Annotated in this window: 24 protein-coding genes; 11 read left to right on the top strand and 13 right to left on the bottom strand. The window is 44.1% G+C overall.

The annotated features are described in order from the left end of the window. Positions 1-243: 243 nt before the first annotated feature. A complete protein-coding gene (locus tag GVY04_09065) occupies positions 244-1,602 on the bottom strand; it encodes a serine hydrolase (GenBank protein NBD16280.1) in 1,359 nt (452 codons plus the stop codon). A 391-nt stretch (positions 1,603-1,993) separates the two neighbouring features. Between GVY04_09065 and GVY04_09070 the strand changes: the two genes are divergently transcribed. The 3 genes from GVY04_09070 to GVY04_09080 all read left to right on the top strand — a co-directional run bounded on the left by GVY04_09070 (position 1,994) and on the right by GVY04_09080 (position 4,285). Further along, positions 1,994-2,641, top strand: a complete 648-nt coding sequence (locus tag GVY04_09070; GenBank protein ID NBD16281.1) for a hypothetical protein — start codon at positions 1,994-1,996, stop codon at positions 2,639-2,641. Between the two features lie 4 nt (positions 2,642-2,645). Beyond that, positions 2,646-3,539 (top strand): hypothetical protein, encoded by an 894-nt coding sequence (locus tag GVY04_09075; protein NBD16282.1) that lies wholly within the window; start codon positions 2,646-2,648, stop codon positions 3,537-3,539. A gap of 299 nt (positions 3,540-3,838) precedes the next feature. Continuing rightward, positions 3,839-4,285 (top strand): hypothetical protein, encoded by a 447-nt coding sequence (locus GVY04_09080; GenBank protein NBD16283.1) that lies wholly within the window; start codon positions 3,839-3,841, stop codon positions 4,283-4,285. 152 nt (positions 4,286-4,437) lie between these two features. On the opposite strand, the gene GVY04_09085 is transcribed toward GVY04_09080, so the two are convergent. Then, positions 4,438-6,339, bottom strand: coding sequence for a GTPase (locus tag GVY04_09085; GenBank protein ID NBD16284.1), 1,902 nt, complete (start codon positions 6,337-6,339; stop codon positions 4,438-4,440). A 303-nt stretch (positions 6,340-6,642) separates the two neighbouring features. On the opposite strand from GVY04_09085, the gene GVY04_09090 reads away from it, so the two are divergent. Beyond that, positions 6,643-7,182 carry a VOC family protein gene (locus GVY04_09090; GenBank protein ID NBD16285.1) on the top strand — a complete coding sequence of 180 codons (540 nt, stop codon included), beginning with the start codon at positions 6,643-6,645 and terminating at the stop codon, positions 7,180-7,182. Positions 7,183-7,303: 121 nt separating this feature from the next. Further along, positions 7,304-8,704, top strand: a complete 1,401-nt coding sequence (locus GVY04_09095; GenBank protein ID NBD16286.1) for a 9-cis-epoxycarotenoid dioxygenase — start codon at positions 7,304-7,306, stop codon at positions 8,702-8,704. Between the two features lie 63 nt (positions 8,705-8,767). Here GVY04_09095 and GVY04_09100 read toward each other — a convergent pair whose 3' ends face one another. Continuing rightward, on the bottom strand, positions 8,768-9,184 hold the full coding sequence (locus tag GVY04_09100) for a nucleoside 2-deoxyribosyltransferase (protein ID NBD16287.1): 417 nt from the start codon (positions 9,182-9,184) through the stop codon (positions 8,768-8,770). Positions 9,185-9,353: 169 nt separating this feature from the next. Between GVY04_09100 and GVY04_09105 the strand changes: the two genes are divergently transcribed. Continuing rightward, on the top strand, positions 9,354-10,451 hold the full coding sequence (locus GVY04_09105) for an AI-2E family transporter (protein NBD16288.1): 1,098 nt from the start codon (positions 9,354-9,356) through the stop codon (positions 10,449-10,451). On the opposite strand, the gene GVY04_09110 is transcribed toward GVY04_09105, so the two are convergent. Both GVY04_09110 and GVY04_09115 read right to left on the bottom strand, forming a co-directional pair. Further along, complete coding sequence (locus GVY04_09110) at positions 10,448-11,746, bottom strand: LytR family transcriptional regulator (protein ID NBD16289.1); 1,299 nt, start codon at positions 11,744-11,746, stop codon at positions 10,448-10,450. The two genes, GVY04_09105 and GVY04_09110, sit on opposite strands and share 4 nt — an antisense overlap. 215 nt (positions 11,747-11,961) lie before the next feature. Next, entirely contained in the window at positions 11,962-12,321 is a 360-nt protein-coding gene (locus tag GVY04_09115; protein NBD16290.1) for a hypothetical protein, read from the bottom strand. Positions 12,322-12,537: 216 nt separating this feature from the next. On the opposite strand from GVY04_09115, the gene GVY04_09120 reads away from it, so the two are divergent. Next, positions 12,538-13,485, top strand: coding sequence for an ABC transporter substrate-binding protein (locus GVY04_09120; protein ID NBD16291.1), 948 nt, complete (start codon positions 12,538-12,540; stop codon positions 13,483-13,485). On the opposite strand, the gene GVY04_09125 is transcribed toward GVY04_09120, so the two are convergent. Continuing rightward, positions 13,482-13,760 (bottom strand): hypothetical protein, encoded by a 279-nt coding sequence (locus tag GVY04_09125; protein NBD16292.1) that lies wholly within the window; start codon positions 13,758-13,760, stop codon positions 13,482-13,484. The genes GVY04_09120 and GVY04_09125 overlap by 4 nt on opposite strands. 60 nt (positions 13,761-13,820) lie before the next feature. Between GVY04_09125 and GVY04_09130 the strand changes: the two genes are divergently transcribed. Continuing rightward, positions 13,821-14,123, top strand: a complete 303-nt coding sequence (locus GVY04_09130; protein NBD16293.1) for a hypothetical protein — start codon at positions 13,821-13,823, stop codon at positions 14,121-14,123. 58 nt (positions 14,124-14,181) lie between these two features. On the opposite strand, the gene GVY04_09135 is transcribed toward GVY04_09130, so the two are convergent. After that, positions 14,182-16,959 (bottom strand): HAD-IC family P-type ATPase, encoded by a 2,778-nt coding sequence (locus GVY04_09135; protein NBD16294.1) that lies wholly within the window; start codon positions 16,957-16,959, stop codon positions 14,182-14,184. A 94-nt stretch (positions 16,960-17,053) separates the two neighbouring features. On the opposite strand from GVY04_09135, the gene GVY04_09140 reads away from it, so the two are divergent. Next, entirely contained in the window at positions 17,054-18,145 is a 1,092-nt protein-coding gene (locus GVY04_09140) for an ATP-binding protein (GenBank protein ID NBD16295.1), read from the top strand. Positions 18,146-18,186: 41 nt separating this feature from the next. Here GVY04_09140 and GVY04_09145 read toward each other — a convergent pair whose 3' ends face one another. Genes GVY04_09145 through nadB form a run of 5 tightly spaced genes read right to left on the bottom strand, consistent with a single transcriptional unit; the run spans position 18,187 to position 23,964 of the window. Further along, entirely contained in the window at positions 18,187-18,969 is a 783-nt protein-coding gene (locus GVY04_09145) for a hypothetical protein (GenBank protein NBD16296.1), read from the bottom strand. Next, a complete protein-coding gene (locus tag GVY04_09150) occupies positions 18,963-20,144 on the bottom strand; it encodes an AAA family ATPase (GenBank protein NBD16297.1) in 1,182 nt (393 codons plus the stop codon). Before GVY04_09150 ends, GVY04_09145 begins: the two co-directional genes overlap by 7 nt. Beyond that, positions 20,144-21,934, bottom strand: coding sequence for an aspartate--tRNA ligase (gene aspS, locus GVY04_09155; GenBank protein NBD16298.1), 1,791 nt, complete (start codon positions 21,932-21,934; stop codon positions 20,144-20,146). Before aspS ends, GVY04_09150 begins: the two co-directional genes overlap by 1 nt. A gap of 45 nt (positions 21,935-21,979) precedes the next feature. Then, positions 21,980-22,264: a hypothetical protein gene (locus tag GVY04_09160; protein ID NBD16299.1), complete on the bottom strand. Its 285-nt coding sequence runs from the start codon at positions 22,262-22,264 to the stop codon at positions 21,980-21,982. A 59-nt stretch (positions 22,265-22,323) separates the two neighbouring features. Next, a complete protein-coding gene (gene nadB, locus GVY04_09165; protein ID NBD16300.1) occupies positions 22,324-23,964 on the bottom strand; it encodes an L-aspartate oxidase in 1,641 nt (546 codons plus the stop codon). A 318-nt stretch (positions 23,965-24,282) separates the two neighbouring features. Between nadB and GVY04_09170 the strand changes: the two genes are divergently transcribed. Beyond that, entirely contained in the window at positions 24,283-24,852 is a 570-nt protein-coding gene (locus tag GVY04_09170; protein ID NBD16301.1) for a redoxin domain-containing protein, read from the top strand. A gap of 80 nt (positions 24,853-24,932) precedes the next feature. On the opposite strand, the gene GVY04_09175 is transcribed toward GVY04_09170, so the two are convergent. Further along, complete coding sequence (locus GVY04_09175; protein NBD16302.1) at positions 24,933-25,511, bottom strand: tetratricopeptide repeat protein; 579 nt, start codon at positions 25,509-25,511, stop codon at positions 24,933-24,935. A gap of 464 nt (positions 25,512-25,975) precedes the next feature. Here GVY04_09175 and GVY04_09180 point away from each other — a divergent pair. Beyond that, positions 25,976-26,084, top strand: a 109-nt coding sequence (locus GVY04_09180) for a transposase (protein NBD16303.1), incomplete at its 3' end; no start/stop codon positions are given.

Below are 26,084 nucleotides of genomic sequence, written 5' to 3' on the forward strand. Positions count from 1 at the left end.
AATCAACGGCGAGACTCCAACGCAGCGACGCAGGAGCGAAGCGACGAGGAAGTGAGGATATCCCGACGCTGAATCAGAGATTACAGCGCGGGACTTATGTTCTCGCGCTCTTGCCAGTTAATTTCATTGTTTACCTTACTCTGTTTTGGCTCTCTTTTCTTCCCAAAATTGCCAAGTCGTGTTGTTTACTTTTGCAAAGTTATTCAATCACTATTATTGAGTGAAAATTTCAAGATAAACTCCTTAAGGAAGATCGCGCTGAAGGAGGTAATCCGCCACAGCCTGATAAGCAGGGAGGGTGGTCGGATCAATCGCCGCATTGCCAGCCACCGGATGGGAAGCAAAACGGGCGATAACCATATCCGCTTGCGGATCAATATAAAGAGATTGACCGTGAACGCCTCTTGCCATGAAAGCACCATGGTCATTATGGGGAATCCACCACATACTCCGATAACTCCATCCCTCAAGCAAGGAGTAGCCCGCATCTGCAAATGCTGCGCGATCGCCGCCTTGACTAATCTTGCGAATCACCGATTCCGGAACCACTTGTTGATCCCCAACCCTACCGTTATCCAGAATCATTTTACCAAAGCGAGCCATGTCACGCAGACCGGCACTCAGACCGCCGCCAGCAAATGGCGTGCCAATGGAATCTACTGACATATAGGCATCCAAATCAGCCCCAATTTTGCTCCAAATTTTCTCTGAGAGTACCTCAGTCAGAGTATTTCCAGTAACTCGAGCGATCAGCCAACCCAGTACATCGGTGTTGATCGTTTTATATCCAAAACTGCGACCGTGTTCTCCCTCCGGTTGCACTGTTTGCAAAAATTCAAAGTAAGTTCTCGGCCCCGTGTAGTCTGCGGGTTTTGGTAGCGGATTGCCTGCAGCAGCATGTTGCCAGATGTCTGCATCGGGATCTGAATAGTCCTCGCTATAACGTAGCCCAGTGGTCATATCCATCACTTGACGCACCGTAGCATTGCCGAAAGCACTTTCCGTCAATTCCGGAATATACTCCCGAACTAGCTTAGTTTCGTCCAGCTGGCCTTCAGCAACTAACATTTCACCGAGCAAGCCGACAAAAGATTTAGTCATAGACATTGCCCCATGACGCTTCGTGGGATCTAGGCAACCGGCAAAGGTTTCATAGATAACTTTACCGTGATGCATAACCAATATGCCGTCGGTGAAATTGGCTGCTAGAGACTGCTTCCAGGTCATGGGCTCTGTCGCATTTAATGGCATAAACGTTATGTTGTCAATCCCTTCAAGTAGTGAAGTTTCCAGAGGTTTGGCAGGAGTCAGTTGCCGGCTAACGGCTTTGGTGGGCATCAACTGCTGAAAATTACACACCGTCCAGCGCCACTGGGGAAATTGAGCGTAACTGCCGTTATCAAACCGGATAATTTTATCGGGCGGCGGCGGCGCTCCTTCCATCCAACCTAAAATATTGGAATCAGAGGTTTCTGCTGTCCAAGTGGGAACACTTGAATCTGTGGAAGAATCGTCCGCCATCGCCCCAATCGCCAGATGCCATCCAATCACCAGTGAACAGGCAACACAGAAAAATGTAAAAAGGATTCCTTTGATTTTCATCGTAATCGAGGTTGGTACCAGTCGTCACGGGCTGGTAGAGTTACTGCCGTTTCAAGTTGTGCTGCTCTTGCGAGGAGCGACAAGAGTAGATTAGCATTCATTGTTCTACAACCAAAGCCTCAGGTTGCTAGCGGGACTGATTTGAGCATCAACCCTTGATAAACCCCGGCAATTGCCCGTGACGCGATCGCGCTACTTAGCCTGCTCAAAGGTTACTTGAAGGATCAAAAAGGATCAAGTCATCGGGGTCAATGCCAACAAACCATAGTCTAGACGTTATAATTACTCAAACCTTTTACAATAGATGAATCATTCCTAGAGTGTTGTGGTAGGGTCGCCAATTGTCCCTAAATTTCTCATGAATCATCCATCTTTTAAAGATCAGTTTTTAGTGCAATTAATCCAACAAGTTACTCAATTGAGGATTCAATTGCGCCAGCTATGGCAAAAAATTGGGCAAACTCATGGTCAAGATTCAGGTGATGAAACACAAGATAGTGCTTTAATCTTTCTCAAAAAATATCATTCCCTTTTATTTCCTGAACAAACTCTCTACAAACAGGCTGAAGATCGGACGCTTGATTCTTTAAAGTTGAAAACCACCGAATTAATTTTAAAGCAAGTTAATTTCTATTACCTTCCCTATCGCCTAGAAAGTTTACTTCCTTACTGTGATCCCTTTACAGCAGTAGGAACCTTTCTCAATGCACTCAATCTTTCTTATGAAAATCTGATTCAAGATTTAGAAAAACAGAAACTTGGTCAAGCAATGATCAAAGAATTGATGGAAATTGAGCAAGATTATAATTTAAAATTAACGGGAATTAATGACTTTCCCCTTTATGAATCAGCTGCAACTCATAATTTAAATAAATTCCATAATACAGCTTTGACCCTAAAAAGATCTTTAGATGTTATTAATCTTTTGGACAGAGTTCAACCACCCGGTTATCAAAAGCAGAAAAATAATTTACGGAAATATTGGCATCAACAAACAATTCAAAAATTAGAGAAAACCATTACAAAATTAACTCAATAAAAGAATGCGTTATCCTCAATCTAGCTTAGCTGGCTTTACTTTTATTTATGTATTAGGCATTATCCTGGGAATGGTAATTGCCATTAGTCAAGTTTTCTCCACCGAAATCTTACTCATTGAAGGCTTATCTCATTTACTCATTCTTGTTCTTTGGGGGTTCTTTTTTATCCCTCAATCTTTAAAAGAAGAAGCCGGAAATCGTATCCAAACAGCCGGCTATCTTCATACCTTGATTGGCTTTGCTTCTGCTCTCATTTTGCTGGGGAGTAGTGCCTTTAATCAAGGGGAACTCAATGCAATTCTCTATCCTTTAGGGAGTGCTTTATCAACTAGTATTGTCGGTTGGTTATTAGGGGGCGAAATTTCTAGTTTAGGAGAAAATTATGAAAAAAAGCTGGTTAAATCAGAGTTTCAGCAACTCATTGATGAAATTAAAGAATTCACCGGTGCCATTCAAGAAGTACACAGCTCTTATTTGAGCACGATAACCCAAGTTTATCGGAGTTACCGACAATTACAAGAAGAAGAAGAAAATCTACTCCGACAACACCAAGAACTACAACATAAGATCATGGAAGAAAGCCAAAACTTCCACGACAATTTATTAACGACGAATACGCAAGCTAGCGAAGACTTAAATCAATTATTTACCCAATCCACAGAACGATTACAGGAACTAGAAACGTTAATGGCGCGCACAACAGAAGAAATGAAACAGCTTGATCCACTTTTAGACAGTTTCTCTCAACTCAAAAGTAATAGTGATTTAGCAACAAATAATCTCGCAGAAATGGCACAAGCTTCGAGACGTACTGCTCAATATTTGAATGAGTCTCAGGTGCTAATGAGAGAGTTAGAAAAGTTATTAGAGTATATCACTACTGTGAAGAATACCTAGCCTTACTCATGGCTCAATCAGGTCTGCTGAAAAAGTTACTGGGCTGGTTGAAGAGATGGAACAGACTTCGGCTAAACGGTTCGTCTGAGTCTGCAGGTTGCAGCTTGACGACTCCTTAACTCACTTTTTTTGCTCAAAGGAGTGACTTTAGACTGTCTTACTTGTCGCTGATACGAGATGCCTTAAAAGCTAGAATAGCGAGCAAATGTAGGCACGTTTTGAAGCTGGGAGTAAAAGTGTTCGCTTATGATACTGTTAAAGAGGCAGACTTTTTCTGTCCCAAGTTTCTGTTGTGAATAATGGGTATTACAGAATATACTAGTAAGGCTGCAACCGCTTGGTTTTTGGTTTTTTTTCCTTACCTCGAAATTTATGTAGCAGTACCTAGTGCGATTGCCTTAGGACTTGACTATGTTTCTGCTATTTTTTGGTCTGTATTAGGTAATTTCACACCGATTCCCATTCTTATTTTTTTCTATCAAGAAATTAATAAAATTGTTTGGGTTAAGCGCCAGTTAGAAAAACTTAAAAAGCGTTCGTCTAAAAAAGTCCAACGTTCTATGGATCGTTATGGAGCTTGGTTTATTTTAATATTGACACCGATTTTTGGTTCTTGGATAATTGCAATCGTTATTCCAGTAACGGGGATGAATTCAGTGAAGCTAATGATTTCATCTTTTTTGAGCATAACCTTTTATGCGATTGTAATCGCAGTTTTAATTGCTTTTGGCATAAATTTTGTATAAATTAACAAGAGTTTTTAAATTATGCTGAGAGGGCAAAGATTGATGTTCAGTTTCATGTTGATGCTTCCACTATCGTCCCAAGTTATTTCATCAGAGTGTCATTACTACGACAGCAGGGATTAGATGGTCAAGCTACCCGATGCAAACTCCAGTTAAAGATAGTCTTCAAAGGTTTCTCGCAGTTGATTCACACTTAATTCTTGGGTCCAATAGGCAATTAAGGCATGACCAAAGGCAAAGGCATTTTTTTCTGGGGATTCGGAATGGTCTAATAATAACGACCACAGCGATCGCAGATCAAATTGTTGCAGACTGCTTTCGCTATTAAACAGATGAAAGAGTTCATACGCCATTTGTAGCTTACCAATGACCAGAGGCACTTCTTCCAGGGGAATTTGTTCGAGGAGGAGTTTACCTAAAGCGGGGGAACCAGTGGAGAAGGTCGAGATATACTCTAAAATGGGATTTTTCAGCAGTGCCGTGACCCCTTGAGTCGTAGTCATCTGTTTGGTGTAGCGATCAATAATTTTGGCAGCCGCAACACTGCGGGCTTCGCGATCGCGCAAAAATCGCCCCAAACGCAGTTGTTTGGCGGGTGCAATCCGATTCATCAATGCTAAAGACAGTTGCGCTGTATTCCAACTCTCCCGTTGGGTTTCTGCATCCCAAGTGACTAGAGGAAAGACATCCTGACAAAACGCTGCTAGTTGTTCCTTGCGGTACTCGGTTGCCTCGCGAATCCTTTTCTCTTTCGGTTGCGTTCCTTGTTCCCAGTCGTAGGGCGGATGCCATTCCCGCATCGGACGTAAGCGATCCACTTGCGTGACCACGGTGATGACCGGTAAATCATTAATTTCCGATTTCACATCGGATAAAAAGTCATAATCCATCGCTAAAGCGGGATCTAAGGCAGGGGTTACCAATAGCAACAGGTCAGCCGTCGTCGCATACTCTAACACTAACCCCCGCAATTCGCGACCACTGACTTGTTCGTAGCCTGGTGTATCCCAAAGCGTTAATTGGTCGCCAGTGATACTCTCCCAATCGTAACTTTCAATTTTGTCAGTACTGGGTAGCACATCCACCTTGGCTTGTTGCGACTGGAAGAGGGTGTTAATGACACTGCTTTTTCCCGCACCCGTCCGACCAATCAGAAGCAGATTCACCGGTTTTTGTTCCACTTCGGTTTGGGGTTGTGCTTGTTCGAGGATCTCTTGAATCGTTTGGGTTTGGCCTTGGGGAAAGTCTTGCTGGGAGGAGGGGGTTTCCGGGAGAGAAAGAGTTCCAGGTTGACCCCCATACAGCGCGATCGCGCGTTGGGCAAGTTGTCTCAGTGCCACTTGACGCAAGACTTGCGAGAGGTTGCCCAGTAATTCCTGATTGGCTTGTTGGGTATAGCCTTTTCCGAGTTGTCTGGCTGCTGCTGCAACCGGATTAATCACCCACTGTGCCCAACTCCAAACTTTCAGGGCGGTTTGCGCCGAAGGTTGCACCCGCTGATAGACTTCATAGGCGCGATAGGCTTGTCCTACGGTCACTTGATTTAACGCGGGAGAAAGTTTTTGCATCCACTGATCCACATCGTCTACTGTCCCGCGCATTAAGCCATAAACTTGCGGAATGTAAATATTGAGGAGAGGATACTTGACTTCTGGATTATAGATTTGCGCGATCGCGCTGACCACTTCCTGACATCGCTGCCAAAATAATTGCCAATCTTCCCAAATTGGTGGATCCCCTTGGGTATTGCTCAGGATCTTTTGTAAAGCAGTTTCCACTTGCTGATTAATGTCTTCATCAGCCGACGTGTCGATCCGGGTGGCTTCTAACTCTTGCGTGACTTGTTCAGTAAGGGTTTCGATATCTTCAAAAGCCGGTTTGGTCCATTTGGCTAGCAGCGATCGCCAGCCCAGAAAAAGCAACGCAATCATTCCCCAAATCCAACTAATGTCCCAAGCTTGAATTTGTAATCCTGCTGCCACTAAGAGAAAAAGGACTACTAAAACAAAGGGCATGACTAAAACAATCCATTGCCAAATTTTTAACTGTATCATCACTTTCATGCCAAGAAACTGGTCGCACGGCAACGACTCAATTGATTCCTTAAAAATATTACCATCACTCTTTTTTTGTTTCTTTTAAACTTAAATTTTAGGGTTAATATCACCTCTTAAATCTGTGGAATTAAGTTATGATGATTGCCAAAATCTCTTTGTTATTTTGTTGTCATTAATTTCAGTTCAACTCAATTATTGATCCTTCATTCCATAAGGGAATTTAATTAATCATCCTAGCGAAGTGGAAGGATAACAAAGTTACGCATCATCCTAATTAAATCAGCCTATTCTGCATTGGTTATGGAACAATTTGAACTGCAAGGGATTAATCACTTAGCCTTAGTGTGCCAAGATATGGCTCGTACTGTTGATTTTTATTGCAATACACTGGGGTTACGACTGATTAAAACCCTAGAAATACCAGAAGGGGGACAGCACTTCTTTTTCGATATTGGCAATGGCGACGCGATCGCTTTTTTCTGGTTTCCAGACGCGCCAGCGGCTTCACCTGGTATTGCTTCTGTTGATCCCAACGGGTTACAAACGGGTAATCTTCAAACCGCTCATGGTTCAATGCATCATGTTGCCTTTCAGGTTGCTCCCGAGAAGTTAGAAGACTATCGGACCAAACTGATCGCGAAAGGGGTTCAAACGACTCCCATTCTGCACCATGCCGATGTTCCGGAAGGCTACGTTCCAGAAGTGGATGAAACAACTTTTATGTCTTCCTTTTACTTTTTTGACCCCAATGGGATTTTATTAGAATTTGCGGCGAATGTACGGGAACTGGGCGATCCCAAGCGAGATTTGCAACATCCACCCGCAACCACAAAAAGTTAGCTAATCGCGGGGAAGCCCCGTCCTCACCTACGCTTCGGTCTGTGCGTAGCACGAGCATCGGGTAGTTCACAAGGTGAAAAATGTCATCATAGCAAACAATACCTTCAACAAGCGATCACCGATGACAGTAACCCGCGCTAACCCTTATCTAGAAGGCAATTATGCTCCCATTCGCCAAGAAATTACCGCTCAAAACCTCACGGTAATTGGCGAACTGCCAACCGCAATTTCAGGGATGTTTCTCCGCAATGGTCCCAACCCACAGTTTTCTCCCCCTGGCACTTATCATTGGTTTGATGGGGATGCCATGGTACATGGAGTTCGGCTTCATCAGGGCAAAGCCTCCTATCGCAATCGGTATGTTCGGACCCAAGGTTTTCAAACCGAACAAGAAGCCGGTCAAGCCCTCTGGAAAGGACTACTAGAACCGGCCCAGGATAACCCGGATGGGGCAGTAAAAAACGTGGCTAATACCGCTTTGGTTTGGCATGGGGGTCAACTGTTAGCCCTTTGGGAAGGAGGTGCCCCTCATGCGCTACGGACCCCGGAGTTAGAAACCATTGGTCTTTATACTTACAACGGAAAACTGGCTTCCCCTTTCACAGCGCATCCCAAAGTCGATCCAGTAACCGGAGAAATGATGTTTTATGGCTATTCCTTTGCCGAACCACCTTTTCTCAAGTACAGTTTAGCTGCTGCCACCGGAGAATTACTATGGACGATTCCCATTGATCTGCCAATGGGGGTGATGATGCATGATTTTGCGATTACAGAACACTATACAATCTTCATGGATTTGCCCCTTACCTTTAGTGTGGAACGAATGCAGCGGGGAGAACCCCCTTTAATGTTTGAGGCGGATCGACCGTCTCGCTTTGGAATTATGCCCCGTCATGGCGATAAAAATAGTATCCGCTGGTTTGAAGCGCCCGCTTGTTATGTCTTCCATACTCTCAATGCTTATGAAGATGGAGAGGAAGTGGTTTTAATTGCGTGTCGTATGAGTTCAACCAATGTTCTCGTTAGTGACAGTGCCTTCAAAGATCCTGAGGGTGATATTCCCCGGTTACAGCAGTGGCGGTTTAATCTGAGTACAGGAACCGTACAGGAAGAGAACTTAGAACCCACTCCTTCCGAATTTCCAGCGTTGAATGAGCGCTGGTTAGGCTATCCCACTCGCTACGGTTATACAGCACAAATGGCAAATGGTGAAACGCCTTTATTTGAGGGCGTTATTAAGCACGATTTTCACCAGAAAACCTCTCAATTTCATCCCTTTGGAGAAGGACGATATGGTGGCGACCCCTCTTTTGTGCCGCGTCCAGGGAGTACAGAAGAGGATGACGGTTGGTTACTGACTTTGATTCATGATCATCATGCCGACACCTCTGAGTTATTGGTCATTGACGCGCAAAACTTTACAGCAGACCCGGTAGCGCGAGTGATGATGCCCCAACGGGTTCCCTATGGGTTTCACAGTGTTTGGGTCGATGACAAGCAATTGCAGACGCAAAAGGTTTAGTTGATCCTTTACCCTCTTCCCATGCCAAAGGAGGAGGGTGTTTTTTTCCTCATCACCAAGAAATTAAAGGGCTTCCGATATTGCCTTAATCATCGCTAAGGTTAATCCTTCCTCTCCGGCTTCAATCACCTGAGTGGCACTGTAATAAAGCATGGCATTAAAGCCTTTGATATCGCCACTGTCTCGAAAATCAGTGCGCACAGCAATGACTGGAATTCCTTGACTGACGGCATAACCACATTCCCAACAGGTACCACTATCAGCATCCGCTCCATCTAAAATCGCAATCACTAGATTTGATGAACACAAGCCAGAGAGACAGGTTTCATAAATGGCTTTTCCCGTAATTCCAGCACATTCTTTTTGCGGTAAGAAAATGGTATAACCGTGTTGTTCTAATTCTGCTGCAAGATTCTGATTAAAGCTTTGTTCGGCTTGGGTAAATAAAGGGGCTGCCCAATAAATTTTTGGTGTTTCCATCGCATATCAGTTTTGGCGGTTAACTGCATCTTACAAAATCCAGAATCGTGATGTTAATCCCATCGAAGTTTCCTGGGTAATCCTGTCTTTCTTGAGAGGGAAAAGCTCTCAGTTCTCGGTAAGTTTGATCTATCATCTGGAAAGTGACTTTTGGAATGACGCAAGGAAAATGAACACTCTCACCCCCTGGTATAACCGTTTAAGCACTGCCATCCCTCGTTGGCTGGTTGTGCTATTAGTCTTTCCCTTAATTATTTTAGATGGGTGGTTGTTACTGCTCTTTATCGATTATTTTAACCAGTTAATTAGCAGTTTCGTTGCGGCGTCTGTCCTCGCGTTTTTATTGAATTATCCAGTGCAGGCTTTAGAAAAATTACAGATCAGGCGTGTTTATTCCGTGCTGCTGGTGTTCTTTATTGCAATTATAATTAGTGGCTTAGTTGCCCTTTTTAGCATTCCTTTTTTAATCGAACAGTTTGAAACGTTGCGCGATCGCGTTCCTAGTTGGGCAGAATCCGCTGAAGCGCAGCTCCAACAATTAGCGATGTTAGTCAAAATTGATCTCAGTGCATGGAGTGACGAAATCGCCGTAACACTTAAAGATCAATTGCAGTCAATCCTTATGGAATTGCCCAATTTTGCTCTGGGAACGATTAGTAACTTTCTGCAAGTCTTTTTTATCTTGGTTTTGACCGTTTTTTTAGCGATTTTTTATCAAGGGTTTCTGCACAGTACCATTGAAAGTTGGTTTCCTGAACAAGGACCGCAAGTGCTGCGATCGCTGCGACGCAATTTCAACAGTTATGTGGTCAATCAGTTCACCCTTGCGGTCTCTCTAACCGTCACGATGATTCCTACCTTTTGGTTACTGAATGTTCCCTTTTATCTCCTCTTCGCGATCGGAATTGGTGTCATGGGCTTAATTCCTTTCGGCGCTATTCTCAGTATTTTTGTGATTAGCTTAGTCCTCAGTCTAAAAAGCATCTGGCTGGGATTAAAAGTCTTAGCCGTTGCCCTAATTCTGGATCAAATTATTGAGAATACAGTGACTCCCCGTTTGTTAGGTACCCTCACTGGACTCAATCCCATTGTTATTTTATTTTCCTTAATGGTCGGTGCAAGAGTTGCTGGATATTTGGGCATTTTAACCGCCGTTCCCATTGCTGCCACCTTGAAAAGCACTTTAAGATTGCTTTCTCAAAAGAGTAATCTTCCCCCAACCATGAGCAGTAGCAATTTAGGAACAGAAACGACAACAATCTCCTAATCTGTGCTTTCTTCTCTGATTGCTCGTCGCCCTAACCAGTCTTCTCCTAACTGAATACTCACTGTAGAATCTAAAGCGCCTGTGCTTTCCACAAAGACTTCCCCGACCCCTAAGGCATTTGCAACGGCTTCTGCCGCTTCGATATTGCCATTTTGAGCAACAATGCGCGTTTGAGATAAGGGTTCCCCCCAATCAGACGCTACATAAACATTGCGGAATCCTTCTTCCTGTAAGACCTGATTAACTGACTGCACCGCCTGAGGACGATCCGTGCTGTCCTGAATGGCAATGCGAATATAAGGAGACACTTCTTCATCTTGACTCGGGGCAGTGTAACCGACATCGAAATTCCGAGCCATCATTTGATCGATTTGCCGATGATTGGGAAGCCAATAGCTAATCGTCCCATTGTGTCCTGCCACTTCGACATTGCCAAACCGACCCGGTAACATTAACATTTCAATATTTTTCTGCTCTCGTTGCGCTGCAAAGCCTGATAACGCTAAGATTTCTTCTACACTTAAGTTCGTATCCACATTGGATTGAATGACAGAAAAAATACTGGGAACTCTGGCTAGCGTTCCGGGATGCAATGCTTGATCAATCACTGCTCGAATCAAAAGTTGTTGACGTTGGACCCGTCCAATATCGCCATACTCGTCATGACGGAACAACATAAAATCAACAGCGGTTTCGCCATCGAGACGCTGTTTGCCTTTTTTGATATCAATGTAAAGATGTTGGCTATCATCACGATATTTCATATCCTTGGGCACATAGAACTCGACGCCGCCCAAAGCATCAATTAACTTTTCGACCCCTTGCACATTCACACGGACATAGCGGTCAATGGGAACATCCGCCAATAAATCACTAATGGCTTCTGCACTAAGAGCTGCACCCCCCCGTTGATTCGCTGTATTGATTTTGACCCGTCCGTAACCCGGTAAATTAACTGGTGTATCCCTAGGAACGGAAAGGATCGAAAGATCATCTGTATTCGGGTTAAACCGCATCAGTAACATCGTATCCGTTAACCCTTTAAAGGAATTCACTCGGGCATGATATCCCCCTACTTCTTGTGGCGATTGTCCTAAGTCAGAGCTTAAGACTTTGGTTCCTAAAACTAGGATGTTCACTGGTCGAGTTAACTTCGGCAATTGCAAAGGCGCCTGTGTGGAAATGGTTTGTTCCTCATTAAAGGCTGCCTCTTGCTCAGGGGTATTGGGGCTGACTTGTAACGGTTTGGATGATAAAGTTACTGCTAATAAAGCACCAGCGGTAGCTGAGAGCATCGCGACTCCTGATAATCCCAGTCCAATTAAAAACCAATTGGGGGACCGAAACTGCTTTTTTGTCGGAGTTGTGACTTTTTTCGCTCTTGCAGATGGTTGTGTTCTTTGGACTTGCACAGGCTTCCTCACACTCACTTTTTTGTAATGATATCTTGATTTATTTTAGAGGCTCATTTTAAGAAAAAAGATCAGATTGATTACAGTTTTGCGAAAAATTACGTAGAACGGGACCGAAAGAGTTGATCGGCTAAGGTACTCATTCCAGGAAGTTTTGGTGTTTTTCCTCGCCAAAGACGAAGGAGTAACACAAAGGAAGTTACAAAATAACCTGATGTGATTAATCCGTCGAGATAAAGTAATCGCACTGACCAAACGGTAGAAGGCGTAATCTGACTGCCAACACCAAGAAGACTATAAGCAATTAACCACGATAAAGCAAGGATGACCGATAAGCGACTGACTGCGCGTTCTCGATGGTTTTCTTTTTGTCGGGAGAGTGTCCATAGTGCAGGAATGATTCCGGCAATTGGGAGTAAATAAAGGCTTAAGCGGGCAGGAGAAGGTTCGTTTGGCATGGTTTGTCTGGATCAACGGTTATAGCAGGCGCCGGAATCAAATCCCGGCGTAAGCTGTGACTAAGCTAAAGCAAGTTTACCCAGTATCAGTATTTTCTCTTTCTGGAGATAGAAAAAATTGATTCTTTCTCTCAATATTCGTTACAAAGGAATTAGAGGCAAAGTTTCGCTACATCATCTTTCTTTATTTGTTGCTCATTTAATTCCTAGGCTATTATGACGAAATCTAACACGTTAAGAATCGTTTCCCTGTTACCGAGTGCAACAGAAACCGTTGCTGCTTTAGGTCTAACCGATTGTTTAGTGGGACGTTCTCACGAATGCGATTATCCTCCTGAAGTACACGCTTTACCCGTTTGTACACAGGCCCGTTTAAACCCTGGAAAGAATAGTGTTGGGATTGATCAAGATGTTCAAGAATTGATGCAATCGGCACTGAGTATTTATGAAATTAAGGTTGATGTTCTCGAAGAATTACAACCAACCCATATTATTACGCAAGATCAGTGTGATGCTTGTGCGGTCAGTATGGCACAAGTGCAGCAAGCAGTCTCCCAGATGGTATCAACTCAACCGGAAGTGATTTCTCTGCAGGGGAATGTTTTGACCGAGGTCTGGGCTGATATGAAACGTGTGGCAGACCGTCTCGGTGTTGACTCTCAAGCGGCTTTACAAAATCTCCAAAATCGGGTTGATGCCTGTACCCGAATTACTGACGAAATTCCAGAGGCAGAGCGCCCGAAAGTGGTGACACTGGAATGGATCGAGCCGCTGATGTCGGGGGGAAATTGGTTACCGGAATTGGTCAACATGGCAGGCGGAACGCCGGTGTTGGATGAGACGGGAACGCGATCGCGCTATCTTGACTGGCAACAGATATTAGATATTGATCCAGATGTAATTGTCATTCTGCCTTGTGGCTTTAACTTAGAACGCACGCGCCTCGAAGCGCAAGTCTTAGCCCAACATTCAGGTTGGTCACAACTAACAGCCGTAGAAAACAACTGCGTGTATATTGCCGATGGCAATGCTTATTTTAATCGTCCCGGTCCACGTCTGGTCGATTCTTTAGAAATGCTGGCCGAAATGTTACATCCCCAACACTTTTCCTATGATTACCAAGGGAAAGGTTGGGAAGTGTTGAAAATAACAGTAAATGTTTAATGTTTCCCGTGGGTTGGACAAGGGGGTGCCGAAATTGAGCGATCTAACCAACCCACTGCTTGTTTAAGGTGAGCAAGGGCTTCTTCGGTTTGAGAAGATTGGAGATACACTAAAGCAGCTGTGATGTGTTGGTTAGCTTGCGCCTTACGGTTAGCTTTGAGACGATGCCAATCATTAGGCGCGATCGCGCACTTGTCAGCAAGCAGTTGCGCCAGTTCCAAGGTGTTTTTTTCTGAGAGATCGTCGCTGGTGGCAGACGGACTAAGTTGTGACATAAGTTTAGTTTTCCCTTCCAGGAGTACAATGACTAACGAGCCAATACGATCTATTGTAAAATGCCTGCTGCTAATTCTCAGCCCCCACCAGATGACCAACAATGGGAAACCCAACTCCAACAAGTCGAAGCCGATCTCGTTGATTTGAGACGACGATATAGTCAATTGCAGCGCGATCGCGCTCAAAAAGAAGAGTTAGAAACAAAACTCAAACGCCTGCAATCGGAAATCGAAGGGTTGCAGTATAATCTTGAAAGCCGTCTCGTCACTTGGAAAGATTTAGTTGAACCCTTTTGGTTAGCTGTCCGGTTCGGAGGCTTAGGAATTATTATTGGCTGGCTTTTAAAGTCATACAGTGGTTAGTACACGATTCCTCTCCCTCGTACTAATAAAAAAGGTGGCTAACCCAAAACTGAAAGAACTAGGAATGACGAGACATTACCGTGCGGATCAAAAATTTTTCCGCTTCAATCCAAACAAACATTAGGGTACTAAAGCCCAAGCAGATGATCAACTCAATCGCGCTAAGAGGATGCAAGCCAAAAAAGCTTCGCAAAGCAGGCACATAAATCAGTAGCAGTTGCAGGACAGTCGTGAGGAGTACCGATCCTAAAACATAGGGATTAGAAACCGGATTCAGTTCCCACGTTAATTGCGTGTCAGACCGTACGGCTAAGGCATGACCCATCTGAGCCAGACAAAGGGTCGTAAAGACCATGGTTTTCCAGGTTTCAGGATTACGAGGATAGTCCGCCCCATGGGTATAGGAGTATGCCCAAACCATAAGCGCAATAGTTAGAATAGCAAGCACTAAGCCAACACGAATCATATACGACCCCATACCGCGGGCAAAAATACTTTCTCGGGGATTGTAGGGCGGACGCTGCATGACATTCGGTTCAGCGGGTTCCATGGCTAAGGCGAGGGCTGGGAGTCCATCAGTAACCAGGTTCATCCAGAGTATTTGTAAAGGGGTCAGGGGAACGCCACCGAGTCCGATTAAGGGCGAGGCAGCGATGGTCAAAACTTCGCCAATATTACTACCGAGGATGTATTTAATAAAGCGCCGAATATTATCATAAACCACCCGTCCTTCTTCGGTCGCAGCAACAATCGTGGCAAAATTATCATCGAGCAAGACCATGTCGCTGGCTTCTTTACTGACATCAGTGCCAGTAATGCCCATGGCAATGCCAATATCGGCTTGTTTCAGGGCGGGAGCATCATTTACCCCATCTCCGGTCATGGCAACAAATTCACCGCGTCGTTGCAAGGCTTGCACAATCCGTAATTTGTGTTCTGGGGCAACTCGGGCATAAACACTCACTTGCAGAACTTTTTCCTCCAGGTCTTCTACACTAAGGTGTTCTAATTCTTTCCCGGTGAGATAGCTTTCTTCGGTTGTGCTAATGCCTAAATCTTGCGCGATCGCGCGAGCAGTGAGGGGATGATCGCCAGTAATCATCACGGGACGGATTCCCGCTTGCCGACATTGAGCAACGGCTGTCCGCACTTCTGGACGAGGGGCATCGAGCATTCCGACCAGTCCTAACCAGGTTAAGTCTTGCTCTGCTTCATTGAGCTTTTCTTCTTCAGGCTGTTGGGACAATTGACGCATGGCGACCCCTAAAACTCGTAATCCCCGTTGTGCCATTTCATTATTTTGTTCCAGAACGCGATCGCGCTGATCTGAAGTCATTGAGCAGGTCGATCCTCCTTGTTGGATGTGGGTACATTGCTCTAGCACTAGCTCTGGCGATCCTTTCGTAAATAGGAAGTAAGATGAATCGGAAGAACCACAGAGGACACTCATCCGTTTCCGTTCGGAGGAGAAGGGGATTTCAGCAAGGCGAGGATAGGTTTCAGTGAGTGTGGTTTTATAAAAACTGCCTTTTGCTGCTAGGGTGAGCAGCGCCCCCTCAGTGGGATCGCCTAAAATCGTCCATAAACTCCCCTCCTGCTGAAGCGTGGCATCGTTGCAAAGGGCGCTCGCTTGGAGTAAATTCATGAGATCTGGGTAGGTATAGGGGATAATCGGCTGCTCGCTCAGGTAAAATTCACCGAGGGGACGATAGCCTTCTCCGGTAACCTGAAAAGAGTGTTCCCCAGTATGAATTTCTTGCACCACCATCTTATTTTGGGTCAGGGTACCTGTTTTATCGGAACAAATGGTAGTAACCGAACCCAGTGTCTCCACAGCAGGCAGTTTGCGAATCAGTGCTTGACGACGGACCATGCGCTGCGTGCCTAAGGCGAGAGTCACTGTAATGACGGCGGGTAAACCTTCCGGTACCACGGCTACTGCCATACTCAGCGACACTTCTAATAATTCATCAAATAAGCTGAGATTCCCTGTGCGTAATAATCCTCCTAAGACCACGAAAGCAACGAGAATTAAAGCCCCTGATACGAGTACATTTCCCAGTTGTGCCATGCGCTGTTGGAGGGGAGTGGGTTCAGTCTCAACGGTTTGCAGTAATTGAGCAATCCGTCCCAGTTCCGTTTGCATCCCTGTATTCGTTACCAAGACAGTCGCGCGTCCTTGTAGCACTTCCGTTCCCTGGAAAACTTGGTTTACGCGATCCCCTAAAACGGTATCCGCAGCTAAGAGAATGCCCGCTCGTTTGCTGACCCCCACTGCTTCTCCGGTGAGTGCTGATTCTCGCACTTGTAGGTTAGAGGCATTCAGTAACAGCCCATCTGCTGCCACTTGTCCTCCGGCTTCCAGTAGCATTAAGTCCCCAGGGACTAACTCCTTTGCTGATACTTCCTGTTCTCGTCCGTCGCGAATGGTGCGAATCCGAGGCGATGACATCCGCTTCAGGGCAGCGAGGGCTTTTTCGGCGCGACTTTCTTGGAGATACCCGAGAAGCCCATTGAGGAGAACAATCGCAAAAATCGCGATCGCGTCTTTAGGAAACGAACGATCCATGATGTCTAAGCCAGCAGACACCAAGGCGACTACAATCAGCATAATCAGCATGATGTTCTTGAACTGGTCAAGAATAATTTCCCAGGTGCGCCGTCCGGCGGTTTCCTTTAATTCGTTGGGACCAACGGTTTGTAAGCGATCTGAAACTTGCTCGTTGCTTAACCCGGTTGCGCGATCGCTTTTGAGATAGCTGATTGCATCTTCTGGCAAAAGAGTATGCCAGTGAGCAGTTGCCGATAAATCAGTCGAGAGTGAAGGGAACGACATTGTTGAAACTCCGAAATGAATGAAGTTATACACTTAATCATAGAGCCATATTTAATAAATTGACACTATTTTTTAGTGCCAATCTAAAATCTTGATGAATAGTAACCCGTTTCTACCTTCCAACCTAATTAGCCGTGAGAGTGAATTCCACCAGATTTGTGAACTGCTTTTACAAGACAAGGATTTTGTGTTGGTAGGGATTCCGGGGATGGGGCGTCGCACGATCTTACGGGAAGCCACCCGTGCAACTAAAGCCAGACTTTTAGAGATTGATTGTCTCCGTAGCACTAATGCGAAACAGTTTTTAAGGCTCGTTGCCAACAGCATCACAGACTGTTTTTCTAGCCCAGAAGAAATTCAATTGTTACAACAGTGGGTACTGCCACATCCGATAACGATTGAATCTTCTCCCAGTCAGGGCGTGCAGATGGTTTGGCATCTCCCTACTGGTCAAGAATGGCAACTCTTTACAGCCTTGTTAACCTTGCCTCAATTTCTGTCAGAGGAACTTGATTGTCGGGTGGTAATGATGTTTCAAAATTTTCCCCATCTTCGGTCTTGGGATCGGCAAGGGAAATGGGAAACTTATTTAAGGCAAGTTGTTCAAGAGCATACTCGGGTCAGTTATGTTCTAGTCACTACAGTTGTCGAACCTTGGGTTAACGAAAGTAATTTGACAGTCATTCAGCTTTTTCCGTTGGAAAATGGGGTCATCAAAGCCTGGTTAGTGAAAACCATGGCCCGACAAGGACTACAATTTAACAGCGAAGATCAGGCAATTGAGCTATTTCTGAGTTACGTGCAAGGGCATTTTGGTGATGCAATAACGCTGGCTCAACGCATTTGGCTGGATCACAAAGCCAATGGTTATGCAGATGCCACCATTTCTGCCCATCATGTTTATCGGAGTTTGTTGGCACTGGTAGCGGATATGTCAGTTACCTTCGAGACATTGCTAACCTTACTTCCTTCTAACCAAGTCCGAATTTTGGAAAGCCTTGCCCTCGATCCCACCGACCGTCCTCAATCTCGACACTACATTAAAAAGCATCAACTGTCGCGTGGGGGAGGCTTACAGGGAGCATTAAATAGTCTGGAACAAAAAGGACTAATCTATGGGGCAAACTATTCCTATCGCATTGCCTTACCCTTTTTCGCCTTCTGGTTAAAATTACGCTTACTTTGAAATCTTTGATGATGCTTCATTTTCCTAGAAGGAATTTCATATTAAATCTCAATCTTCAAGGCATCTGCTAGAAATTCAATAAGTTGTTTTAGATCGTGCACTACTTCTTTAGTTTGGTCACTAACCCATTTATTATCATTAATACTTGCTGTGTTGGTTTTTCCGGGCTTTAAAACACTAACAACCGTAGCAATTAAGGCTTTTTCATAATCAAACGGCTTCCATTTCATTTCCTTGCGTTCATCTTCTGTAAAAGTCTCTAAATAAGCCTTGCCCCTACTAATAAATTCTGAATAGGCGACTTCTCCACATTGACATAATAATTGGTCTAATGTTCCTTGTGAAGAATTATTGGGTAACACATAAATTCCTGTATAAGTCTGATCCCTCTTCTTGATCTCGCCTGCTTGCTCTGGAAAATTGGGAAAATATTGTCGAAAGCAATCAACATAAGGTTTAATCACTTCGTTAATTCCTTGCTTGTCCGCATCTGCAATTATGACAAAGCTAGATAAGTCTGTTTGATAAGTACGTTCATTACTAAGAATTGCATCTACTTTAGTCTTTAAATTGCTACCTTCACCGCCATAAATTGCTACAGATAAATTTCTGTTGTAGAGAATAGAAGGCATAGGAAGGCGTTTGTATAATTCTCCTTTCTTAGTAGGATAAGACGGAACTAATTTACTCCAAAAAGGGTCAAGGTTCTCACGTAATCCTCGTTGCTGCTCTCGGAAATCATGAAGTCCCAATAGTTTCAGTACTTTTCCAATAAATGCTTGATCATGATTCCCCTCAACACCAATAAAAGCATATTCTACCATCGTACTTCTTGACCTAATTCTTCCCTTAAAATATGTAATTTTTCTGCATTAAAATGTCTGGCTATGTGATTTCCATTATTTACTTCTAGACGATATAAAACTAAATCATCAAAAAAACGTCGATCATTACAGTTTTGTGCTCGTTCAGTACTACTTAAAATTGCATCTACTGCTTCTAAACTATGAGTAGTTGCAAATAATTGCACTTCCATGTCTTGACAAGATTTAATCAACCAAGTGAAGGAGGGATCTAAGACTTCCGTATGAATAGAACTTTCGATTTCATCAATGAGTAAAACTCCTCCCTTTGCTTGAACTAAAGTTGATGCGATATACAATAAACGCCTTATGCCGTCACCAAATGCACTTAAAGGAGCAATACCAATATCTTTATGATCAATATACAATCTTTCTTTACGATCGCGCGATGTTGATAAAATTTCTAAACCCACAATCCCTTGATCTAGGTTACGTAGTAAATCAATTATTTCTGACTTAAATTGTTGTTCTATTGCATTAGAAAGTGACTCAACTTGTAGTTGTTCAGCACGATGTGAAAAAGGAAGAATGAGTTCTACTGGAAGAGCTAAATCTGAACGATTTTTTCGGAAAACATGACGACGTTCACTTTCCCATAACTGAATACTCTCTTTTTGATCTAAAAGTTGGGAAGGTTTGTTGAATAATTCTCCTTGATCAATTTCTGTTTTTGCGATTAGGGAAAAATTAGCTCCTCTTTCTATATAATCACCACTAATAATCTCATCGCCAATATCTTCTTCGCTTTCTAGATTATTTTGCTCTTGCTGATCAAGGGTACCCTCGATTTCTTCATAAATTGCCCGTGATTCTCTGAGAGAAAAGTGTCCCTCTCCTGAGGTTATGATCTCTCCTGTATAAAGATCACCAGCGCGCTCTTGTCCAGACTGGGGAAATAACCAACGTAAAGCATCTAACTGAGGCTTGCGAGACAATTTAATCTCCCGACTCCAAGCGGTATTTAACCATGCTTTTGGATCAAGCGGACGACAATAAGTTGCAATGGCTTCTAGAACACTTGTTTTTCCAGAATTATTCGCTCCTACCAGCAAATTAATAGTTCCAAGATCGCGCAATTCTAAGTTCTTTAAACCTCGAAACTGATGAATGGTTAAGTGTTCTAGATTTTTTACCATTATTCCATCTCCGGATCGTAGGTGGAAGCAACATAGAGTTCTTTCAGTTGCTTTTCATCTACTGCGCCAGGGGCTTCAGTTAACAAGCAACTGGCTTGCTGGGTCTTCGGAAACGCAATCACATCGCGAATGGATTCTTCGCCGGCGAGTAGCATAACCAAGCGATCTAAACCGTAAGCAATCCCGCCGTGGGGTGGGGTTCCATAATCGAAGGCTTCGAGAAGGAAACCAAATTTTTCATCTGCTGCTTCTGGGGATAAGCCAATGGCTTCAAATACCTTTTCTTGAATCTCCCGTTGATAAATGCGGAGACTCCCCCCGCCAATTTCAACGCCGTTATAGACTAAATCATAGGCTTGCGCCCGTGCGGTTTTGATATCGTTTAAGTCATCAGGATGGGGGGCGGTAAAGGGGTGATGCAGGGCTTCTAAACGTTTCTCATCAGGGTTCCATTCAAATATTGGGAACTCGGTAACCCACAGCAGGTTAATGGCATTTTCATCAATTAAACCGAGTTCTTCGCCTAAGGCTTGACGCACGCGATCTAACGATTTATTTACGGTGACGGTATCTCCTGCGCCAAAGAGTAAGAGATGTCCCGGTTGGGCACCGGTTCGTTGCAATAATTCCTGTTTTTGTTCCTCACTGAGATTGTCTTTAATGGCACCAATGGTATCAATTTCCATTCCTTCCCGCACCCGCACATAAGCCAAGCCTTTCGCGCCAGCAGTTGCTGCTTCTTTGAACAAGTCACCACCGGGTTTGATACGGACATTGGAAATTTGATCGTTCCCGCCGGGAATGGGTAAAACTTTCACTAAACCGCCACTTTTTACGGCACCGGAAAAGACTTTGAAGCCAGAATCTTGGACAATATCGGAGACATCGACCAATTCTAAGCCAAAGCGGGTATCAGGGCGATCGCTGCCATAACGACTCATGGCTTCATTGTAGGTTAAACGCGGGAACGGACGCGGCAGATCAATTCCTTTGACGGTTTTGAAGATGTGACAAATCAACCGTTCATTAAGGTCAAGGATTTCGTCTTCGGAGAGGAAACTCATTTCCATGTCTAGCTGCGTAAACTCCGGTTGCCGATCCGCCCGTAAATCTTCATCCCGGAAACAGCGGGCGATTTGATAGTAACGATCAAAGCCAGACACCATCAGCAATTGCTTAAATAGTTGCGGCGACTGAGGAAGGGCAAACCATTGTCCGGGGTTGACGCGGGAGGGAACCAGATAGTCTCTGGCGCCTTCGGGAGTGGAACGAGTGAGGATAGGCGTTTCCACTTCGGCAAAGTCTTCTTCATCTTCGAGGAAGCGACGAATGGCTTTGACCACTTGGTGACGGAGATGAAGATTTTGATTGAGTCTCTCTCGCCGTAAATCCAGATAGCGGTATTTTAAGCGAATGTTCTCCCGCACAGTATCCGCTTCATCACTGGCAATTTGAAACGGCAGCTGTTTCCGTACCGCATTCAAGACTTGAATTGCATCGGCATAGACTTCCACTTCTCCCGTGGGTAAGTTAGGATTGAGAGACGCTTCTGGACGTTGACTCACCCGCCCAATTACTTTTACCACATACTCATTACGGATCTTTTCGGCTTGGGGATAGGAGTCGGGAGTACGTTCGGGATCGCTAACCACTTGAATAATCCCAGCGCGATCGCGCACATCCAGAAAAATCACACCGCCATGATCGCGACGGCGATCCACCCAACCATATAAGGTTACGGTTTCACCAATTTGTTTTGCTTTTAAGTCTCCGCAATAGTAGGTCCGCATTTTTGTTAATTGTTCTTGGTTAATTATTAATTGTTAATTATTGCTTTACTCTTCTGGCAAATCCGAAAGCTTAGTAAAGGCTTCTAACATGACTTCTTGACGCGCTAAAACTTGATTAATTTGATGAGAGAGTTGGTGATACTCTTTTCTCATTTCGCTTTTAAATTGATTCAAGTCATTTCTAAGATGATCCATATCTTCACTTAGACGATCAAATCCTTCCGAAATATGACCGCCGGGTTCAATATCAACTTTCAAGGTCTTTACTTCTTCATAAAGCCTTTGCATTTCTCGTTTCAGTTCATTAATTTTTCGATTGGCATCTGTCATTTGATTCGTTATTAGTCATTAGTCACTGGTCACCCTTCGACAGGCTCAGGGTAAGCTGGTTACTGGTCACTGCCCATTGTCCACCAAGTTTCATTTTGGATCAATGTATGAACTTGCCATTCTGGGCGTGAGTGTGGATAGTCAGCACGATAATGTCCGCCCCGACTTTCTTGGCGAAACAAAGCACTTTTCAATACCAAATACGCTACATCCAATAGATTAAACGTTTCTCCAGCACAACGCAATTGCTGTTCTGCTTCTGGATCGCTGAATTGGATCGCAGCCGCAACGGTTTCTCCCTGTAAAAACTTAGCAATCGTTAAAGTTGCGACTTCTTGCCGCCAGGCTTCTACTTGCGCTAAGCCGTGGGCTAATTCCGTTTCCGTGCGAGAGATTCCTGCAGTATCCCACACTAAAACCCGTAACTGTTCTCGTAATTCCTGAAGATACTTCACTTCTTCTGTCCAATTGGTTTCTCCCCAGGTGAGGGGTTCTGGCATGGTCACGTCTGCTAAGGGTGCCACGGTCATTGCTTTAAATTGTTGTCCAAAGACCAAGCACTCTAGAAGAGAATTACTCGCTAAGCGGTTTGCCCCATGAACTCCTGTATTGGTTGTTTCTCCCACTGCATACAAGCCCGGAATAGAAGTGGCACTATTGACATCAACCGCGACCCCGCCCATCCAATAATGGGCTGCGGGTGCAACGGGAATTGGCTGTGAGAAAATATCGATGCCATGTGACTGACACACTTTAATAATATTCGGAAAGCGATACTCAATGCGTTCTCGCGGAATTGGGCGTAAATCTAAATATACGGTTGCATGAGCCGGATCAGCAGCGGTTTTGTGGAGATGATTGTAAATCGCGCGACTCACCACGTCACGGGGGGCTAATTCGCCATCAGGATGATAGTCAAAGGAAAAGCGATAGCCGGTTTCATCCACTAAATGAGCGCCTTCTCCTCGTACTGCTTCGGTAATTAAAAAATGGGGTGCGCCGGGTTTGGTTAAGGCGGTGGGATGAAATTGGAAAAATTCCACATCTCTTAAAATACCCCCGACACGCCAGGCTAAAGCAACCCCATCGCCGGTACTCACCATAGGATTGGTAGTTTGAGCAAAGACTTGCCCGCCACCGCCGGTTGCTAAGATCACTGCTGGGGCTTTTACCCATTGAATTTGATTGTCATGGAGAAGACGGACCCCTTCACAATGTTGCGTTTGCGGATTGATATCTAACTGCAAGACAAAGGCTTGGGGAATAACGGTAATATTCTCACGGGCTAAAACTTGTTCGGTAAGGGTATTGACGATCGCGCGTCCGGTGGTATCTGCGGCATGAAGCACCCGTGGATAAGAATGGGCAGCTTCTAAGGTCATTGCCAATTCTTCCCCTTTGCGGTCAAACTGCACCCCTAACTCAACGAGGGTTTCAATACTAGAAGCAGCATTTTCCACGAGAAACTTTACTGCTTCCGGAATACAGAGTCCAACCCCGGCTTTGAGCGTATCCTGATAGTGATTTTCCGTTGAATCGCCCGGCGCGATCGCTGCTGCGACTCCACCTTGTGCCCAATCGCTGGCCCCAATTTTTAGTTCATCCTTGCTGACAATGGCAACTCGGAGGTGTTGGGGAAGACATAAAGCGGTATAAAGTCCGGCGGCACCTGCACCAACGATAATAATATCAAACTGCATGATTGTGGGAATTGCCCTTAAGTGTCAGCTAAAACAAACAGTATAGCTAATTTCAAAGCTCATCACCTGAGTGTTACTCAAATCAATGTATTCAATGCTTGTTGGGCTTAAATGGCAAAATGGGAATCAATCAAGGCGCAATCACTACACTTGCTGTTGTCTTTCGCGATCAGCTTCTACCTAACTAACGATTAATCCCATCGGCATCAGCCAAAACATTCCTTGTTTTCCCCTAGTCTAACCTTGATTGAGGATGAAACTAGGAGGAAGCATCGCTTAAGATCAATAAGTAATCAGATTCTTTATTAGCTAGCCATCATGTTAACTTCAACTGATTTTAGAGGCTTATTTAACCAATGCTTTTTTAATAATTTTTTCCCATTGCCTGCAAGTAGCCCAATGATTATTGGGTTAAAGACCCCCAATTTTGAACTTCCTGATCTGACCAACGATCAGCAAATCAAATTAAACGACTATCGCGATCAAAAACCAGTGATCCTCGCTTTTACTCGCATTTTTACCGAAAAACAATATTGTCCCCTTTGTTATCCTCATATTGTTGAATTAAACCAGCGTTATGAAGAATTTACAGCGCAGGGAATTGAGCTTTTAATGTTGACCAGCACGGATGTTGCCCAAACCAAACAAGTTGTGCGAGACTTAGGAATTAAATTTCCGTTACTGAGTAATCCCACTTGTAGTGTCTTCCGTAAATATGGTGTGGGTCAAGCCTTAGGGGCGCCCTTACCTGCTCAATTTGTCTTAGATCAAGAAGGCACTTTGCTCTATAAACATCTTTTTTCTTTCCTATCTTCAAATGCCAGTGTCGATGAGCTATTATCAGTTTTTTCTACTTTAGAACAGCAACCTGTTACAGCTCAAAGTTGATTGAAAAAATTAGCAAAAAAAATGAACTACGTACTCACTGGGGTTGTTTGTGAAAAGAGCATCGCACTCCCAGCAATTCCCTAATGGTAACCATTATTCTGACGAGTCGGGCTAACTGATTCAGGATCTACTTTCAGTTTTTTAATCAAGGCTTGGGCTTGTTCATAAGTATTAAAATCACCTTGGTCTCTGGAAAGTTTGGCTCCTTTTTCAAAGTCCGCGATCGCGCGTTCAATTTCTCCTAATTCTACCTTCACATAACCCCGATTAAAATATAACAATGCATAATCAGGATCAATTTCCATTGCTCGATTATAATCGGCAAGCGCTTGCTGATAATTTTCTAGACGATAATGCATGGTTCCCCGAAAATTATATGCATCCACATTATCGGGATCAAGTTCAACTACCTGGTTAAAATCATCGAGTGCTTTGTCGTATTCTTCTAAATGATTGTAAGCTAAGCCTCTCTGTAAATAAGGGTTAGGATCATCAGGATTATTCTGAATTGCTTCATTAATAATTTTCATTACTTCTGGATTGACATGAGCAATTAAAACATCTTGCTGGCGATGAAATGTTTCCTTGTCTCCAAAAGCAAAACTAGGTGAAGCAGAACCTAGAATGACGCCTAATCCCAATAAAAAAATTCTCAACATTATGAAATCGTTGCCTCCTTTTTTTGCAAGGTTACCTTAAATCCATCCCAAGAATGTGATGCAGGAACCGGATATTAATTCTGTATCTTGCATTATAATTGGGAATTAATTCCAACTAATAATTATGGACTAAATGAACTGCAAATAGTTTCATTTCCAGGAGGGAATGTTCACCCACTCCTCCCAACCAGAGTGAAGGTGAGGATAGGCTTTTACCGTGGCTTTCTGTAATTTAAGTTTTCTTTCAAAGTGCGATGAATGGTCTATTGCTGAAACAGATGGCGTTATCTTCAACTTAGTCTTAATATTTGTTTTAGGAGCAGTCTCTCAATTTATAGGAATCGCCGTAAAACCAACGTGCTTTAGCCGTTGGATCTAAGGCCCGGAGCAAAGCGTGAGGATGAGTCGAAGACGAACAAACTTTTAACGTGCTAAGATAAGTTTAGTCACCTACTAGAGCATAAATGTTGGTTTTAGAGTACAAAATTAGAGCCAAGCAAAAGCAGTTGTCTGCCATAGATGAGGCGATCCGTACCATGCAATTTGTGCGGAACAAGTGCCTTCGCTATTGGG

It is taken from the genome of Cyanobacteria bacterium GSL.Bin1, from assembly GCA_009909085.1.
Taxonomy (GTDB): Bacteria; Cyanobacteriota; Cyanobacteriia; order Cyanobacteriales; family Rubidibacteraceae; genus Halothece.